We start from the raw sequence: 15,370 nt of genomic DNA on the forward strand, positions 1-15,370 counted from the left end.
GGATGGGCCCATGAGGAAGCTGACGGGTCCAACGGTTTGGTCAATGGTCCACGATGAACGACGTGCGCTGGTCCGCGACTTGGAAAAACTCGAGGGCGCGGAATGGGAGACCCCCTCCCTCTGCCACGGCTGGGTTGTCCATGATGTCCTGGCACACCTCGTGGACTCGGCCAAGACGAACCGGCGCAGTTTCGTGCGGGGGATGATCACTGCACGGTTCGACTTCGACAAGGACAACGAGGCCGGGGTGCGCAGGGAGAGGCGGGCCGATCCCGCCGGGACCCTGGCTGCGATGCGGGCGGCGATTGAGCTCACCGGCACGCCGCCGGCCGCGCTCGCCACCCGCCTCGTGGAGGCCTTTGTCCACGGTGAAGACATTCGCCAACCGCTGGGGATCTCCGCAAGCTACCCGGTCGACGGCGTTGTTGCAGCCTTGGACTATCAGCTCGGCACGAGCGTCTCCATGGGCGGCGGCAAACAACGCGGGCAGAAGGTTCATCTCAAGGCAAGCGACGCCGACTACGCCAGGGGCCGGGGCCCGGAGGTTTGCGGATCGGCCATCGATTTGTTGCTGGCCGTCTCGGGCCGTCCCGTCAAGGCCGGGGCCCTTCGAGGGGCCGGCCTGCCGCTCCTCCTTGCAGGCAGCGAACCCCGCTAACGTCCCGTGAAACCTGGTTTCCGCTTGGCCGTGAACGCATCGAAACCTTCCGCATAGTCGGCTGTTTTCGACAGTTCCGCCTGCGCCGTATTTTCCAGCACGACGGCGTCCCACAGTCCCAGCCGCTGCTCCCGGATCGCTGCCACGAGGGTTTTGCTGGCGATGAACGCCTGGGTGGGCCCGGTGGCCGCCTTGGCCGCCGCGGCCCGGGTGAAGTCCAGCAGTTCCTCCCCCGGCATGGCACGGCTGAACAACCCGGCGGCAACCGCTTCCGTGCCGTTGATTAAATCCGACGTATATATAAGGTCAAGGGTGCGGTGCGCACCCAGCCTCTCGGTGAACAGCCAGTGCCCGCCCGAATCCAGCGTGGCCCCGAGATTGCCAAACGGGGAACCGATCTTGGCGCTTTCAGCGACGTAGACGACGTCCGTGGCGATCAGCAGGCCCAGCCCCACGCCCAGGCAGGCGCCCTGCGCAGCGGCGAAGGTTGGTGCCGGGAAGTGGCTCATCTTCCGCAGGAGCGGGGCCAGAAGCCCGTCGAGGTAGCCGCTGACATCGTCGGTGGCGGCCTCAATCCCGGCAATGTCGCGGCCCGCACAAAACGCCCGTCCAGCACCCCGGAGCAGCAGCGCCCGGACGCCTCCCGGCGAGCCGGCAGCAAGGGTCGCGGCGGCAGCGGCGTCGTCGTACGCCTGGGACAATTCCGCGAGGGCAGCCCCGTCGAGCGCATTGAGTTTGTGCGGGGCGTTCAGGACAATCTCGGCCACGCCGCCGGCAATGCTCAGTTCAATCACGGGAGCTCCTCAAACATCGTAGTCAACGCTGACGGCGGGGGTGGTGGGTCGGGACTGGCAGGTGAGGACGTAGCCGCGCTCAAGCTCCTCCGGCTCCAGCGCATAGTTTTCCTCCATTTCGACCTTGCCCGACACCAGCCTGGCCCGGCAGGTGCCGCACACGCCGCCGGCGCAGGCGAAGGGGACGTCGGCACGCACGCGCAGGGCGGCATTGAGGATGGATTCGCGGGCATGGACGGGGCTGCGGACGTCAGCGGTGAGCCCGTCGAGGGTGAAGGTGATCTGGTACGCTTCCTCCGACTCGTCGACTGGGACCGGCCGGCCGGCCTGGCCCTCGGGACGGTCGGGGCGGCCGGTGCTGAACAGTTCAAAGCGGATCCGCTCGCGCGGCACGCCGCGGGCCGCCAGCACGTCCCGGCAAAGCTGGACCAGGTCAAAGGGTCCGCAGAGGAACCATTCGTCGACGTCGTCGGCGTGGATGGCGGTGTCCAGCAGGATCTCAAGTTTCTCCGCGTCGAGGCGCCCGCTCATCAGAGGTGCGATTCGTTGTTCGCGGGAGAGCACATGGTGCAGGGCAAAACGTTGTGGATACCTGTCCTTCAGATCGGACAATTCCTCCAGAAACATCACATCCATGGTGGCCTTGTTGGCGTACACCAGGTCAAGGCAGCTCGCGGCGTTGCCCGCCAGGAGCGACCTTGCGAGCGCCATGACCGGCGTAATGCCGGAACCGGCCGCAATGGCAACGTATGTTCCGGCACGGCCGGCCAGCGCCTCGGGGTGGTTCATGCTGTTGAGCACATTGGCGACGTCCGGGCCGGAGGCGCCTGATGACGAGGTGCCCACGCCGGAGGCGTGCCTGGAAATGAACGCCCCCATCGGGCTCATGACCTCCATGACGGCGCCCGCGGCCAGTTCGGCGTTGGCCCAGGTGGAAAATTCCCCGCCAATGTCGCGCTTGATGGCCACCTTGATCTCGGAGCTGCCGTCCGCGAATTCGGTTGGCACGGCACAGATGGAGTAGCTGCGGCGCACCTCCCGGAGCACGCCGTCGGCGTCCGGGCGCCGGACGCGCAGGGCCACATACTGGCCGGGCAGGTAGTCGTAGCGTCCGGCCAGCTCAGCCGGGATCGCGAAGCTGACCTCGATGGCGTCTTCGGTGAGGCGGCGGACCGCGCTGACTGTGAGTGCATGGAAGGAGGCCCGGCGCCTGGCCGCAGCGTCAACGGGGACACTCATCAAAGCACCTTGAAATAGTCGAACGGTTCCTTGCAGTCCTGGCAGACGTAGAGCGCCTTGCAGGAGGTGGAACCGAAGCGGGTGATTTCCTTGGTGTTGAGCGAGCGGCATTGCGGACATTTCACCTGAAGTGCCAGCCGGACCGGGCCGCTGTGGCCGCCCGCGCGCGATTGGCCGCTGGGTGCGGCGATCCCGTATTCCTCCAGCTTGGCCCGGCCCGCGGCGCTCATCCAGTCCGTGGTCCACGCCGGGGACAGCACCGTCGCCACCTCCACGTCAGGCCAGCCGGCGCGGGCAAACGCGGCCAGGATGTCGTCCCGGATGGCTTCCATGGCCGGGCAGCCGGAATAGGTGGGCGTGATGGTGACCTGCACGGCGGGCTTGCCGGCGCTGCTCATCTCAACGCTGCGCAGGATGCCCAGATCGGCGATGGTGAGCACGGGGATTTCGGGGTCGCACACGGCCGCAGCCACGTCCCAGGCCGCCTGGTGGATCGAGTGCGCCCGCGTTGCCATCACCGTCACCAGCCCGCCCCCGGAAATTCGCGCGCCAGAACCTGCATCTCGGCTAGCACAAACCCCAGGTATTCGGAGTGCTGCCCGCGACGCCCGCCGCCGGTGGCCATGGGATGCTCCGACACGTCCAGCTCCGCCTCGGCCAGGATGGCCCCGGTGGTGCGCCCAAATTCCTCCTTCAAGGATGAAGGCACGACGGCGGCCCCGCCCAGCCGCGCTGTCAGCGGATCGTCCTCAAACAGCTCACCGGCAAACGGCCACATGACCTTGAAGCCGGCCTCCATGCGGCGCCGGGACTCCGCGGTGCCGCCGGCAAGGCGCAGGACCCACTGGGTGCTGTGGTCCAGGTGGTAGTCAACCTCCTTGACCGCCTTGGCTGCGATGGCGGCCAGCATGGGGTCGGTGGAGTGGCTCAGCGCGCGGTAGAGCGGGAATTGGTAGCTGGCCGCGATGAACTGCCTGGCAATGGTTGCGGCAAAGTCGCCGTTGGGCTGCTCAAACAGGTGCGCGGAACGAAACTCGGCTTCGCGGCGGAAGTAGGCGAGCTCGTCCTCCGTTTTGCCCCAGGCGGCCCCTGCATAGCTGAGGAAGGAGCGGGCATGGCCCAGCTGGTCAAGGGCGATATTGCCCAGCGCCACGTCTTCCTCAAGTTCCGGGGCGCGGGAGATCCAGTGTCCCAGCCGCTGGGCAAGGATCAACGCGTCATCGCCCAGGCGCAGCGCATAGTCGGCGACGTCCTCGCTGGGCTTCGCCGCGCCCTGCGCGGCGGCGAGCACAATGTCTTCGGGACGGAGCGCAAAGCCGGGGGTGATGCGGGTGGCTGAGGCAGAGGAGTCGCCCAGTGCGTAAGGGGTGGGTGGGCCCACGCCGGATGGGCCCACGCCGGCGAGGGACCCGGCCCGAGCTTGCGAGGGTTGGGAGCCGGTGGGGATCACAGGTGTTTCACCCCTTCGCTCTTCGTGTAATAGGTGGCGTGCCGGTAGTCCTTGCCCTGCGGGGATTCAAAGAAGGCGCCCTTTGAGTCCGGGTCGGAGGAGGCAATGGCGCCCGACGGGACAACCCAAATGGACACGCCCTCGTTGCGGCGGGTGTACAGATCGCGGGCATTGCGCAGCGCCATCGCCGCGTCGGGGGCGTGCAGCGAACCGGCGTGGACATGGCTCAATCCTCGGTTTGAGCGGACGAAGACCTCCCACAGGGGCCAGCCGGGGGCACCCGGCGAGAGTGCCGGCGTCGTGCTTTTAGATGATTTTTCGGCAGGGCACATGGCTATGCAGCCTGCGTCGCCCGGGTGGGCTGGTGGCTGCGGGCCTCTTGTTTGGCGGCGTAGGCGGCAGCGGCTTCGCGCACCCAGGCACCGTCCTCATGGGCTGACCGGCGGCGCTCCAGACGCTGTGCATTGCAGGGGCCGCGGCCGGCCAGGACTTCCTTGAATTCCGCCCAGTCGAGCGGGCCGTGCTCCCATTTTTTAGTGTCTTCGTCGAACCGGATCCTGTCATCGGGCAGCGCCAAGCCCAGCACCTTGGCCTGCTCGACCAGCATCCCGACAAAGCGGGAGCGGAGCTCGTCGTTGCTGAAGCGCTTGATGTTCCACGCCATTGACTGCTTGGAGTTCGGCGAGTCGTCATCCGGCGGGCCAAACATCATCAACGACGGCGCATACCAGCGGTTGACCGCGTCCTGGGCCATCTCCTTTTGCTCCGGAGTGCCGTTGGCCAGCTCCAACAAGATCTCAAAGCCCTGCCGCTGGTGGAACGACTCCTCCTTGCAGACACGGACCATGGCCCGTGCGTACGGTCCGTAGGACGCCCGGCACAGCGGCACCTGGTTGCAGATGGCGGCGCCGTCCACCATCCAGCCAATGGCGCCCATGTCCGCCCACGTCACCGTGGGGTAGTTGAAGATGGAGGAGTAACGGGCCTTGCCGGCCACCAAGGCGGCCATCATGTCGTCGCGCGTGGTGCCGAGCGTCTCTGCCGCAGAGTACAGGTACAGCCCGTGCCCGGCTTCGTCCTGGACCTTGGCCATCAGAATGGCCTTGCGCTTGAGGCTTGGCGCGCGGGTGATCCAGTTGGCCTCCGGCTGCATGCCGATGATTTCAGAGTGGGCGTGCTGGGAGATTTGGCGCACCAGTGCATGGCGGTAGTTCTCCGGCATCCAATCCCTGGGTTCCACGCGGGAATCCTTGGCGATGATCCGGTCAAAGTTGGCCAGGCCTTCAGCGGCGGCTTCCCCTTCATTGCCGGACTCGGCTCCGTTTCCGGCTCCGCGTTCCGGAGCCGGCCCTGCAGCGGGCGCGCCGGCCGACCCTTGGTTCCGGGGTTGACGGCCCCCGGGCTGCACGATCTGCGCCATGGCAACTCCTCGTTGTGATGCCGGCATTAATTACCGACCGTTCGTTCAGGATATCGCGCGGCCGCCAGCCCCGTCAATGATCTTCCGGGGCAGCCGGCGGGTTGACAGACGGTGCGGCAGGGTATTACCTAATGAACATTCGGTAACAAAAACAAGGAGCGGCAGATGACGTCCAACGGGGCCGCACCACAACACCATCTCCTGGCGAACGACAGCGCGTCCGATTGGCTCGGCATCGAGGTGCTGGGGCTCGAGGACGGCCACGCGACCATCACCATGACCCTGCGCCCTGAAATGATGAACGGCTTTGGCGTCACCCACGGCGGCATGGTCTTCGCCTTCGCGGATTCCGCGTTCGCCCTGGCCTGCAACCCCGCGCAGGGCGGCGCCGGCTTCGTGACGGTTGCGTCCGGCGTCGACGTCAATTTTTTGGCGCCGACCCACACCGGCCAACGCCTCACCGCCGTCGCCAACCGCCGCCAGCAGCAGGGCCGCAGCGGCCTGTACGACGTCCAGGTCACAGCCGCAGACGGCGGCATTTCGACAGTGGTGGCTGAATTCCGCGGGCGCAGCCGGACCGTTCCCAACAAGCACGTGAAGTGAATCGGCCGTGAGAAACTAGGAACCATGCCCAACCCCGCCCCAGCAGCCCACACCACCTCGTCCAAGCGGGGCCGGCCCGGCTACAACCAGCAGTCAGTGCTGCGGATCGCCGTCGAGGTCTTCAACAAGCACGGCTACGAGGCCGCCTCCATGGGGATCCTGGCCGGGCACCTGGGCATCTCCAAGTCCGCCATTTACCACCATGTCCCGTCCAAGGAAGAGCTGCTGCGGCTGGCCCTTGAAGAGGCCCTGGGAGGCCTCGAGGGCATTTTAATGCTCGACGGCGCCACCACCGGAGCGCCCGACTCCCGCCTTGAGTTTGTGCTCAGGGGGACAGTCGCGGTGCTCGTGGAAAAGCTGCCGTTTGTGACACTGCTGCTGCGGCTGCGCGGCAACACCGAGATGGAACGTGATGCCCTGGCCCGGCGCCGTGCCTTTGACCGCACCATCACCGGGCTCGTTTCGGCAGCACAGCAAGACGGTTCACTGCGCACCGACATCGCGCCCGGCACGATTACCCGGCTGTTGTTCGGCACCATCAACTCGATCGTGGAATGGTACAAGCCCGGCGGGAGCCTGTCCGTCCAAAAGCTCGCCGACGACGTCATCGCCATGTCCTTCCAGGGCCTGCGGGGATAGCGGGAGCGGCACCGGTTTCAGCAGGACTTTCCTCCACAGTTCGACTGGATTCGAGAGTTATCCACAAAACGCTTCTTTCGTCGTAGAATGTCAGACCCCGTGGGTAAAGTTTGAGACATGGAAGCAACGGCAAAGGTGCCGGGACAGCCCGGCTCCGCACAGGACGGCAGCGTTGCTGGTGAACACATTCACCAGCTGCTGGGTCTTGCCGAAGCCCTGCTGCGGACCGCAGCAACGGAACATGCCACGCCGGAACACTCCACTGCGGAGGAACAGCCTCTCGTTTCGTCGCCCCTTGGCATGGAACTTGGTTCGCTGACCGATGAGGAGGCTGTGGCCTGGGCGCAAAACCTGGAGCATCTCAACAGGCACCTGCAGGGTTTGCTTGTCCAGGCGGCAGGGGAACTGTCCGACCGCGTCTACGCCGGGCGGTACGAAGAGACTTGCGCCCGGAAACCAACCGAACTCCTGACCTCTTCCCTGAAACTCAGCCGGGCCGAGGCTGCCCGCCGCATCCGCTTGGCCGGCCATTTCCTGGCCAGCACCGACCCGCTGGCGCAGGCGGCGCCGACGCCAAGCCAACCCATTCTTGGTTCGGCCCTGTTCACCGGACGCATTTCCGCCGAACAAGCCCTCATCATTTCCGGGTTTGTCGATGAGGCCGCACGGCTTGCCGATTCAGGCCGCATCCCCGAGGACACGCCCCGGGGGCTCGAGGAGATGCTTGCCCGGCAGGCCGAGGATGAACCGCCCGACATCCTGCGCATCCTTGGCAGGCACGCCCTGGCGCTGCTCGACCCCGACGGGCAAAAGCCCTCCGAGGCCGATCTGGTGGCCAAGCAGGGCATCTTTTTCCGGCGGCCGCGCAAGGGACTGATCCACATCGACGGGTTCATGACCATCCCCCAGTATGAACACCTGATGGGCGGCATCGGCTGGGCCAGCAGCCCCAAGCAGCCCATGCCCGGGCAATCGGACCTGCTGGAGAAATTGCTGGACACTGCCGGCCAGGATCATCCGGTTCAAGACCCGCAGCAGCCATTGTGGACCCCGTCCACCGGTGACGACGGATCCACGTGGCGAAAGCCACCGATCAAGCCGCCCGCAACGGCGGGCCCTGGGTGGCGCAAGCCGCTGGCACCGGAGGACATTCCGCCACGGCCACCGGACGCGCCACCCCATGCAGTCCCACCCCGATTTGAAGGCGAAAAGTGGTTTTGGTTCCGTGACAGTCTGGGTTCCTCGGCATGGGGCAACGGCTGGGCAACTCCCCCACCGGGCGGCATCTGGACCTCCGGCCCGATCAAGGCGAACCCCGATGATCCCGGCCCCTTCGCAGCTCGTTCGGCTGCCCCAGCTCGTCCAGCTGCGCCAACTCGTCCAGCTGCCAGCGATGCCCCGGATTCCGACGCCACAGCTCCGCCCGAAACCGCCGACTCCCAGCCGTGGCCGCATCTCGTCAACGGGGTGTGGGTGCCCGAGCCGGGTTCTGACAGCGGGCTGGCTGGATTGGATCCGATCGACCCAGACAGCACCGACCCCGCGGTGAAGGACAGGCGCACCCACGGGCAACGGCTCCTCGACGGGCTGATCAGCTGCGTCCAGCTCGCTGCCCGCACCGGCCAGCTGCCCATGAATGGCGGACTAAAATCCCAGCTGTATCTCTCCGTCACACAGGACGACCTGGACAAGATGGACGGCACCGGCGTCGCAACCGCCCCATACAGCGGCCCCGTCCCCTTGGCCTTGTTCGAAGAGGACCTGTGCACCTCCGAGGTCACCACGCTGCTGCGCGACAGCAACGGCAGCATTCTCGATGTGGGCCGCACCCAACGCTTGTTCACCTTCGCCCAGCGCAAAATTCTTCTGGCCCGCGACATGGGCTGCACGTTCCCGGACTGCATGGCTCCCCCATTTTGGGCTGAGGCGCACCACATCATTCCCTGGCAGGACGGTGGCGCCACCTCCGTGGACAACGGCGTGTTGTGCTGCAGCCTGCACCACCATTACCTCCATGACAGGGGCTGGACCGTCAGGCTCGACGGCGGCACCGCCTGGTTCACCCCGCCTTACAGCGCAGACATCCTGCGCAGGGAACGCCGCAACCTCTACCACCGGGGTCAGGCATAAATCGTGTGTTCCTTTTCGACGAGGGTCAGCACGTCGTAGCTCGCCACGGTCTCGCCGTTTTGGTTGTGCAGGATCGCGTCCCAGCACACCTCCCCATATTCGTCAGTCACGCGCGGGGTGATCTTCTTGGCGGTGAGCGTGACCCGGATGGAATCGCCGGCAGCCACCGGGGTGATGAAGCGCAGCGATTCAAGCCCGTAGTTGGCCAGCACGGGGCCCGGGGCTGGTTCCACAAACAGTCCTGCCGCCCAGGAAACCAGCAAGTAGCCGTGCGCCACGATGCCGGGGAAAAACGGGTTCCGTTCAGCGGCCCCGGCGTCGGTGTGGGCGTAAAAGGTGTCCCCGGTGGAGTTCGCAAAGGCGGTGATGTCCGCCAGCGTGACGCGCCGCAGCCCAGAGGCAAAGGCGTCGCCAAGGCGCAGCTCGGCCAGCGACTTCCGGAATGGGTGGACGGCGCCTGACACGGCCCCAAATTCCGGGTCACCGGCGGCCGTCCGGTCAGCACCGGTGTGCCAGACACCCGTCACGGCCGTGAGCATGTTCGGCGACCCCTGGATGGCGGTGCGCTGCATGTGATGCTGGACGGAGCGGATGCCACCGAGTTCCTCGCCGCCGCCGGCCCGCCCCGGACCGCCGTGCACCAGGTGCGGCACGGGTGAGCCGTGGCCGGTGGATGTGCGTGCGTCCTCGCGGTTCAAGAGCAGGACCCTGCCGTGGTGGGCGGCAATTCCCGTCACCAGCTGCCGCGCAACATCGGGGTCGTTCGTGCACACCGTGGCCACGAGGGAGCCGGCCCCCAGCGCCGCGAGCCTGACTGCCTCGGTGACGTCGCCGCCGTCGTGCGAGTCATAGCCAAGCACGCCGGCCACGGGACCAAAGGCCTCGACGGTGTGCACGGCCGGGGCCTCGGCGTCGGCCCAGTCCAGCAGCACCGGAGACATGAAGGCCCCGCGTTCGACGACGGCGACGGAGCCGTCGGCGCGAGTCACCGCGGGCGCAGCCAGGGTCCCCCACGCCAGTTCGCCGCCGGCTGCAAGCATCTCCGCCACCGCGGAGCGGACGTCCGCCAACTGCTCCAGGGAGGCGAGCGCGCCCATCGTGACACCTTCTGCACGGGGGTCACCAACCACCACACGTTCACTGAGGCGGTCACCAATGGCGTCGATGACGGCGCCGCGCACCTCGTGGGGGACGATCACACGGCGGATGGAGGTGCACTTTTGGCCGGCCTTGACTGTCATTTCCGTGACAACGGATTTGATGAACGCGTCGAATTCCGGTGTGCCGGGAACGGCGTCGGGGCCAAGGATGGCGGCGTTGAGCGAGTCGGTTTCCGCGGTGAAGCGGACGCCGCCGTCGGCAATGTTCGGGTGGCTCCGCAACACTTTTGCGGTGCTTGCGGACCCGGTGAAGGAGACCATGTCCCGGTAGTCCAGCCGGTCCACCAAGTCCCGGGCCGCCCCGGACACCAGTTGCAGCGAGCCGTTGGGCAGGATGCCTGATTCCAGCATGGCGCGCACAGCCGCCTCAGCGAGGTAGCCGCTGGGCGTGGCCGGTTTGACGATGGTGGGTACCCCCGCAATGAACGCCGGGGCAAACTTTTCCAGCATGCCCCACACAGGAAAATTAAAGGCGTTGATCTGCACCGCCACCCCGGGGATGCGCGTGTAGACGTGCTCGCCGAGGAACGAACCGTCCTTGCTCAGCACCTCCACCGGCCCCTCCACAATGACGTTCGCGTTTGGCAATTCACGCCGCCCCTTTGACGAGAAGGTGAACAACACCCCAATGCCCCCGTCAATGTCCGCCATGGAATCGATCGTGGTGGCGCCCGTTTGTGCGGAGACGGCATACAGTTCCTGACGGCGGTCGTTGAGGAAGACGGCCAAGTCGCGCAACTTCAGGGCGCGCTCGTGGATGGTCAGCCTGCCGAGTTCGGCCTGCCCCACCGTGCGTCCATGCTCGACGGCGGCGGCCAAATCCAGCCCCTCGGCCGACACCTGCGCAAGCACCACCCCGGTGCTCGCATCGCGCACCTCCGTGCCTTCCACTGGGGCGCCGGAATCTGGGGCACCGGGCATGTCGGCCGGGGTCCACCAGGCATCCTGGATGTAGCTCGGAACAAACTCTGCTTTCGTTGCGGTGGCCATCGCCAAACCGTCCTCTCCGTATGGGCTCCTGTGGTGTGTTCGGGCAATGCGGGCCAATCCGCGAATGTCAGCCCCAGTTGAAGAATCCCTTGCCGGTTTTACGGCCGAGTTCGCCGCGGGCCACCTTGTCGCGCAGGAGCTGCGGCGGCGTAAAACGTTCGCCCAGTGTTGAGGCCAGATGGTCGGCGATCTCGAGGCGCACGTCCAAGCCCACCAGATCCGTGGTGCGCAGCGGCCCGGTGTCGTGTCTGTAGCCAAGCACCATGGCGTTGTCGATGTCCTCGGCGCTTGCCACACCCTCCTCCAGCATCCGCATTGCCTCCAATGCCAGGGCCACCCCCAGCCGGGATGAGGCAAAGCCGGGAGAGTCATGAACCACGACGGCGGTCTTCCCGAGCGCTGCAACCCAGCCCTGCGCCGTGGCCACCAGGCCGGGCCCCGTCTGCCTGCCGGCAACCACCTCGACAAGAGTTGACGACGGGACCGGGTTGAAGAAGTGCAGGCCCAGGAAATTTTCCGGCCGGACCAACCCGGAGGCCAGTCCGGTGACGGACAGGGAGGAGGTGTTCGAGGCAAGAACAGCGTCCGGTGCCAGATTGTTCTCCACGCCGCGGAGAGCGGACATTTTCAGCTCGTGAATTTCCGGCACGGCCTCCACCACCAGCCGGCACGGGGAGAAGTGAGCGTAATCGGTGGACAGGCTCAGCCGTTCCATGATGCTGGCAAGGCCGGCGGCACGGCCGTCGCCGGAGCCGGCGGCCAGCCCCCGTTCCCCTGGTTTCGCAATGGATTTGGCCGTGGCTTTAGCAAGGGATTTCGCCACGGCCAGTTCCACACGCTGACGGGCACTGGCAACAGCCTCGACATCGCGCTCCACCACCACAACTGTGCAGCCGGCCATCAGGAAAGCGTGGGCAATGCCTGCGCCCATGCGGCCCCCGCCCAAGACACCAACCATGACACCTGCCATGGAGTGCAGCGGCTGGGAATCGGCGCCGGTCATTTCTTGCCCTTGTCCAAAAATGCCTGCATGCGCGCAAATTTGGCCGGCGACTCAAACAGCTCGGCCTGCTCCTGGTTGTCGAGCTCCGGGTGCGCCTCGCGGGGTGCGTGAAACACCCGCTTCGTAGCCTGCACTGCCCTCGGGTCCTGCATGCAGATCCGGTCTGCGAGCGCATGGGCGGCGTCCATCAAGCCGGCCTGTTCCACCAGTTCGGTGACGAGTCCCACGGCCAGGGCGCCTTCGCCCGTCAGTATCCGCCCGGCCAGCAGCATTTGTTTTGCCACGGGTTCACCCACCAGTTCCTTCAACCGCCAGGTTGCCCCGGCGGCAGCCATGATGCCAAGACTAGTTTCGGGTTGGCCCATGCGCAGGGCCCGGGTGCCGATTCTAAAGTCCGCGGCGTAGGCCAGCTCGGCTCCGCCACCGAGCGCATACCCGTCCAAGGCAGCGATGACGGGCATGGGCAGCCTGGCGATGCGGCCAAACAAGCCCGAGTTGATGCCGGCCAGGGCGTCGTCCCGGCGGCGCTCGCGCAGCTCGGCGATGTCTGCACCCGAGGCGAACGCCCCTTTGGTGCCGGTGGCTTCATCGCCCGGGATGCCGGAGAGGATCAGCACCTTGGGATGGGCCTCCAAATGGCTGCAGACGGTGTGCAGCTCGCCCACCATCTGCGCATCAATCGCGTTCCGGACGGCGGGCCGGTTGAGCTGCACGGCCACCCGGTCCCCCGCTTCGGTGAGCAGAAGCGTCGCGAAAGCATCGGGATCAAGGGTGTGCCCGCCGTCGGCCGAGAATGCCTGCTGTGTTCCTGCGGCCATGAAGGCACCCTTCGCACGTGCTGGGGCGGGGTTGCTGCCGTCCGCCGGATCCGGCCCAAACATTACCGACCGATCGTTCTATAAATATTCCATGGGAAGGGTCCATGGTCAACACCTCAGCGCCGTCACCTCCGGGCAGCAGCTGTTGGGGCCGGGTCCGAATTTTAGGGATGCTCCGCTGTTGGCATACTCCGCTGCCGCGGGCCGCAGTCCTCTATACAGTGGAATCCATGACGTTCTCCGATGCTGCAGCCACCCCGTCCGCCCCCGATTCCGCCCTGGCGCCGCCGGTTGCCAAAACCGTTCCCGTGGAGCGGACCCATCACGGGGACACCTTTGTGGACAACTATGAATGGCTGCGCGAAAAGGAAAACCCCGAGGTCGTGGCCCACTTGAACGCCGAGCAGGCCTACACCGATGCGGTGACCGCCGGCCAGGAGCAGTTGCGCCAGGACATCTTCAGCGAGATCAAGTCCCGCACGCAGGAGACGGACTTGTCCGTGCCAAGCCGCAAGGACGGGTGGTGGTACTACGCCCGCATGGTTGAGGGCCAGGCCTACGGCATCCAGTGCCGGGTGGCCGCCGGCAGCGACGGCACGTTGGCGGATTGGACTCCCCCGCTTGTGGAGCCGGGCGTGGACGTGCCGGGCGAACAAATCCTGCTGGACGGCAACGTTGAGGCGGAAGGGCAGCCCTTCTTTGCCCTGGGCGGCGCGGCAGTCACCCGCGACGGCAAGTTGTACGCCTACGCCGTGGACAACGCCGGCGACGAACTTTTCACCGTCCGCATCAAGGATCTAAGCACAGGCGAGCTGCTGCCCGACATCATTGAGAATGCCTTCTACGGCGTGACGTTCTCCCCCGACGGCACCACGCTTTTCTACATGGTGGCCGACGATTCCTGGCGCCCGTACCAAGTGAAAACCCACGTTTTGGGCACCCCCGTGGACACCGATGAAGTCCTGTACCAAGAGGATGACGTCGCGATGTGGACGGGCTTTGGCCTGTCCGCCGACCGCCGCCACCTGATGATCAGCATCGGCTGTTCCGAGTTCAGCGAAACCCGTCTCCTGGACTTCGCCGCCCCGGAAAAGGGCCTGCAGCTGCTGATCCCGCGCAGCGCCGGGATCCTGTACGACGCCGAGCCCTTCCTTTTGGACGGCGTCGAAAAGGTCCTGCTGACCCATGACCGGGACGCCGTGAACTCCATGATTTCCCTCGTTGACGCTGCCGAGTTCAGCAAGCCTGTGGCGGAGCAGCAGTGGGCAACCGTTGTCCCGCACGACGATTCCGTGCGCGTCAACGGCGCCACCGTGACCGCCACCCATATGGTGGTTTCGCTGCGCAAGGACACCATTGAACGCATCCAGGTGACGGTGCTGGAAGGCCTGGGAACTGCGGGGCAGGGTGCCGCCGTCGAGCCTGTCTTTGACGAGGAGCTGTACACGGCGGCGATGGGCGGGAGCGAGTTTGAGTCCCCCGTGATCCGGCTGGTTTACTCCTCGGACTTCACGCCGCCGCGCGTGTACGACTACGTGCTGCCGGTTGGCGATGACGGCGGCGAACTGTTGCTGCGCAAGGAAACCCCCGTTTTGGGCGGCTACCGCTCCGAGGATTACATTGCCGAACGCGAATGGGCCACGGCCGCCGACGGCACGCAGGTCCCGCTGTCGGTGCTGCGCCGGGCCGACCTCCCCCGCGACGGCGCCAATGCGGGCGTGGTGTACGGCTACGGGTCATACGAGGTCAGCATGGATCCGGGCTTTGGGGTGCCGCGACTGTCGCTGCTTGACCGTGGCGTGGTGTTTGTCATTGCGCACGTGCGCGGAGGCGGCGAGATGGGCCGGCACTGGTACGAGGAGGGGAAGAAGCTCACCAAGAAGAACACCTTCAGCGACTTTGTGGCGGCCACGGACTGGCTGGCGCAGTCCGGCTGGGTGGATCCTGCGCGCATTGCGGCCATGGGCGGTTCGGCCGGCGGGCTGTTGATGGGCGCCGTGGCAAACCTGGCCCCGGAAAAGTATGCGGCCGTCGTGGCGCAGGTGCCTTTCGTTGATGCGCTGACAACCATCTTGGATCCCGAGCTGCCGTTGTCGGCGCTGGAATGGGAGGAGTGGGGCAACCCGATCACCGATCCAGAGGTGTACAAGTACATGAAGGAATACACGCCGTACGAGAACGTGCGGGCCGTTGCCTACCCGAAGATCGCGGCCGTCACCAGCTTCAATGACACCCGTGTGCTGTACGTGGAGCCGGCCAAGTGGGTCCAGGAACTGCGCGCCAAGTCCACGGGCTCGGCGCCGATCGTGATGAAGATTGAGATGGACGGCGGCCACGGCGGAGCCTCCGGGCGGTACGAAGGCTGGAAGACCCGCGCCTGGGACTACGCGTTCCTGGCCGACGCCATCGGGGCAACGAAGCTGCGCTGATTGGCGGTTGGCGCGCGGGGCGTCCACTTTTGCCCGA

Annotated in this window: 14 protein-coding genes; 5 read left to right on the plus strand and 9 right to left on the minus strand. The window is 66.2% G+C overall.

Annotation, left to right across the window (positions count from 1 at the left end; translation table 11 throughout):
• The first annotated feature begins 10 nt into the window (after positions 1-10).
• Positions 11-658 (plus strand): maleylpyruvate isomerase family mycothiol-dependent enzyme, encoded by a 648-nt coding sequence (locus ACT3TS_RS04555; protein ID WP_444530304.1) that lies wholly within the window; start codon positions 11-13, stop codon positions 656-658.
• Here ACT3TS_RS04555 and ACT3TS_RS04560 read toward each other — a convergent pair.
• From ACT3TS_RS04560 to paaA, 6 genes are read right to left on the minus strand one after another with little or no spacing between them, the layout of a single operon-like run.
• Complete coding sequence (locus ACT3TS_RS04560) at positions 655-1,452, minus strand: enoyl-CoA hydratase/isomerase family protein (RefSeq protein ID WP_444530305.1); 798 nt, start codon at positions 1,450-1,452, stop codon at positions 655-657. The genes ACT3TS_RS04555 and ACT3TS_RS04560 overlap by 4 nt on opposite strands.
• 9 nt (positions 1,453-1,461) lie before the next feature.
• Positions 1,462-2,691: a 1,2-phenylacetyl-CoA epoxidase subunit PaaE gene (gene paaE, locus ACT3TS_RS04565; RefSeq protein WP_444530306.1), complete on the minus strand. Its 1,230-nt coding sequence runs from the start codon at positions 2,689-2,691 to the stop codon at positions 1,462-1,464.
• A complete protein-coding gene (gene paaD / locus ACT3TS_RS04570) occupies positions 2,691-3,206 on the minus strand; it encodes a 1,2-phenylacetyl-CoA epoxidase subunit PaaD (protein ID WP_444530307.1) in 516 nt (171 codons plus the stop codon). Before paaD ends, paaE begins: the two co-directional genes overlap by 1 nt.
• A 5-nt stretch (positions 3,207-3,211) precedes the next feature.
• Positions 3,212-4,087, minus strand: coding sequence for a 1,2-phenylacetyl-CoA epoxidase subunit PaaC (paaC, locus tag ACT3TS_RS04575; RefSeq protein ID WP_444530357.1), 876 nt, complete (start codon positions 4,085-4,087; stop codon positions 3,212-3,214).
• A 50-nt stretch (positions 4,088-4,137) separates the two neighbouring features.
• The gene (gene paaB, locus ACT3TS_RS04580; protein ID WP_444530308.1) at positions 4,138-4,473 is read right to left on the minus strand and encodes a 1,2-phenylacetyl-CoA epoxidase subunit PaaB; all 336 of its coding nucleotides are present in this window, start codon (positions 4,471-4,473) and stop codon (positions 4,138-4,140) included.
• A 2-nt stretch (positions 4,474-4,475) separates the two neighbouring features.
• Complete coding sequence (gene paaA, locus ACT3TS_RS04585; protein WP_444530309.1) at positions 4,476-5,561, minus strand: 1,2-phenylacetyl-CoA epoxidase subunit PaaA; 1,086 nt, start codon at positions 5,559-5,561, stop codon at positions 4,476-4,478.
• A 165-nt stretch (positions 5,562-5,726) separates the two neighbouring features.
• On the opposite strand from paaA, the gene paaI reads away from it, so the two are divergent.
• The 3 genes from paaI (at position 5,727) to ACT3TS_RS04600 (ending at position 8,933) form a co-directional block, all read left to right on the plus strand.
• Entirely contained in the window at positions 5,727-6,164 is a 438-nt protein-coding gene (gene paaI, locus ACT3TS_RS04590; protein ID WP_444530310.1) for a hydroxyphenylacetyl-CoA thioesterase PaaI, read from the plus strand.
• Positions 6,165-6,188: 24 nt separating this feature from the next.
• Complete coding sequence (locus tag ACT3TS_RS04595; RefSeq protein WP_444530311.1) at positions 6,189-6,803, plus strand: TetR/AcrR family transcriptional regulator; 615 nt, start codon at positions 6,189-6,191, stop codon at positions 6,801-6,803.
• Between the two features lie 117 nt (positions 6,804-6,920).
• Complete coding sequence (locus ACT3TS_RS04600; RefSeq protein ID WP_444530312.1) at positions 6,921-8,933, plus strand: DUF222 domain-containing protein; 2,013 nt, start codon at positions 6,921-6,923, stop codon at positions 8,931-8,933.
• On the opposite strand, the gene paaZ is transcribed toward ACT3TS_RS04600, so the two are convergent.
• The 3 genes from paaZ to ACT3TS_RS04615 all read right to left on the minus strand — a co-directional run bounded on the left by paaZ (position 8,924) and on the right by ACT3TS_RS04615 (position 12,904).
• Positions 8,924-11,083, minus strand: coding sequence for a phenylacetic acid degradation bifunctional protein PaaZ (gene paaZ, locus ACT3TS_RS04605; RefSeq protein WP_444530313.1), 2,160 nt, complete (start codon positions 11,081-11,083; stop codon positions 8,924-8,926). The two genes, ACT3TS_RS04600 and paaZ, sit on opposite strands and share 10 nt — an antisense overlap.
• 67 nt (positions 11,084-11,150) lie before the next feature.
• A complete protein-coding gene (locus ACT3TS_RS04610; protein WP_444530314.1) occupies positions 11,151-12,086 on the minus strand; it encodes a 3-hydroxyacyl-CoA dehydrogenase family protein in 936 nt (311 codons plus the stop codon).
• Entirely contained in the window at positions 12,083-12,904 is an 822-nt protein-coding gene (locus ACT3TS_RS04615; protein WP_444530315.1) for an enoyl-CoA hydratase/isomerase family protein, read from the minus strand. Before ACT3TS_RS04615 ends, ACT3TS_RS04610 begins: the two co-directional genes overlap by 4 nt.
• A 230-nt stretch (positions 12,905-13,134) precedes the next feature.
• Here ACT3TS_RS04615 and ACT3TS_RS04620 point away from each other — a divergent pair, with 230 nt between their 5' ends.
• Positions 13,135-15,333: a S9 family peptidase gene (locus ACT3TS_RS04620; protein ID WP_444530316.1), complete on the plus strand. Its 2,199-nt coding sequence runs from the start codon at positions 13,135-13,137 to the stop codon at positions 15,331-15,333.
• Positions 15,334-15,370: the final 37 nt, after the last annotated feature.

The organism is Specibacter sp. AOP5-B1-6 (assembly GCF_052376555.1).
GTDB lineage: Bacteria > Actinomycetota > Actinomycetes > Actinomycetales > Micrococcaceae > Specibacter.

Bases quoted from the DNA above. Each gene is read 5' to 3' on its own strand.
- paaA (WP_444530309.1), bottom strand. From the start codon at position 5,561: ATGGCGCAGATCGTGCAGCCCGGGGGCCGTCAACCCCGGAACCAAGGG.
- paaD (WP_444530307.1), bottom strand. From the start codon at position 3,206: ATGGCAACGCGGGCGCACTCGATCCACCAGGCGGCCTGGGACGTGGCT.
- ACT3TS_RS04595 (WP_444530311.1), top strand. From the start codon at position 6,189: ATGCCCAACCCCGCCCCAGCAGCCCACACCACCTCGTCCAAGCGGGGC.
- ACT3TS_RS04615 (WP_444530315.1), bottom strand. From the start codon at position 12,904: ATGGCCGCAGGAACACAGCAGGCATTCTCGGCCGACGGCGGGCACACC.
- ACT3TS_RS04610 (WP_444530314.1), bottom strand. From the start codon at position 12,086: ATGACCGGCGCCGATTCCCAGCCGCTGCACTCCATGGCAGGTGTCATG.
- ACT3TS_RS04555 (WP_444530304.1), top strand. From the start codon at position 11: ATGAGGAAGCTGACGGGTCCAACGGTTTGGTCAATGGTCCACGATGAA.
- paaE (WP_444530306.1), bottom strand. From the start codon at position 2,691: ATGAGTGTCCCCGTTGACGCTGCGGCCAGGCGCCGGGCCTCCTTCCAT.
- paaZ (WP_444530313.1), bottom strand. From the start codon at position 11,083: ATGGCCACCGCAACGAAAGCAGAGTTTGTTCCGAGCTACATCCAGGAT.
- paaB (WP_444530308.1), bottom strand. From the start codon at position 4,473: ATGTGCCCTGCCGAAAAATCATCTAAAAGCACGACGCCGGCACTCTCG.
- paaI (WP_444530310.1), top strand. From the start codon at position 5,727: ATGACGTCCAACGGGGCCGCACCACAACACCATCTCCTGGCGAACGAC.
- ACT3TS_RS04600 (WP_444530312.1), top strand. From the start codon at position 6,921: ATGGAAGCAACGGCAAAGGTGCCGGGACAGCCCGGCTCCGCACAGGAC.
- ACT3TS_RS04620 (WP_444530316.1), top strand. From the start codon at position 13,135: ATGACGTTCTCCGATGCTGCAGCCACCCCGTCCGCCCCCGATTCCGCC.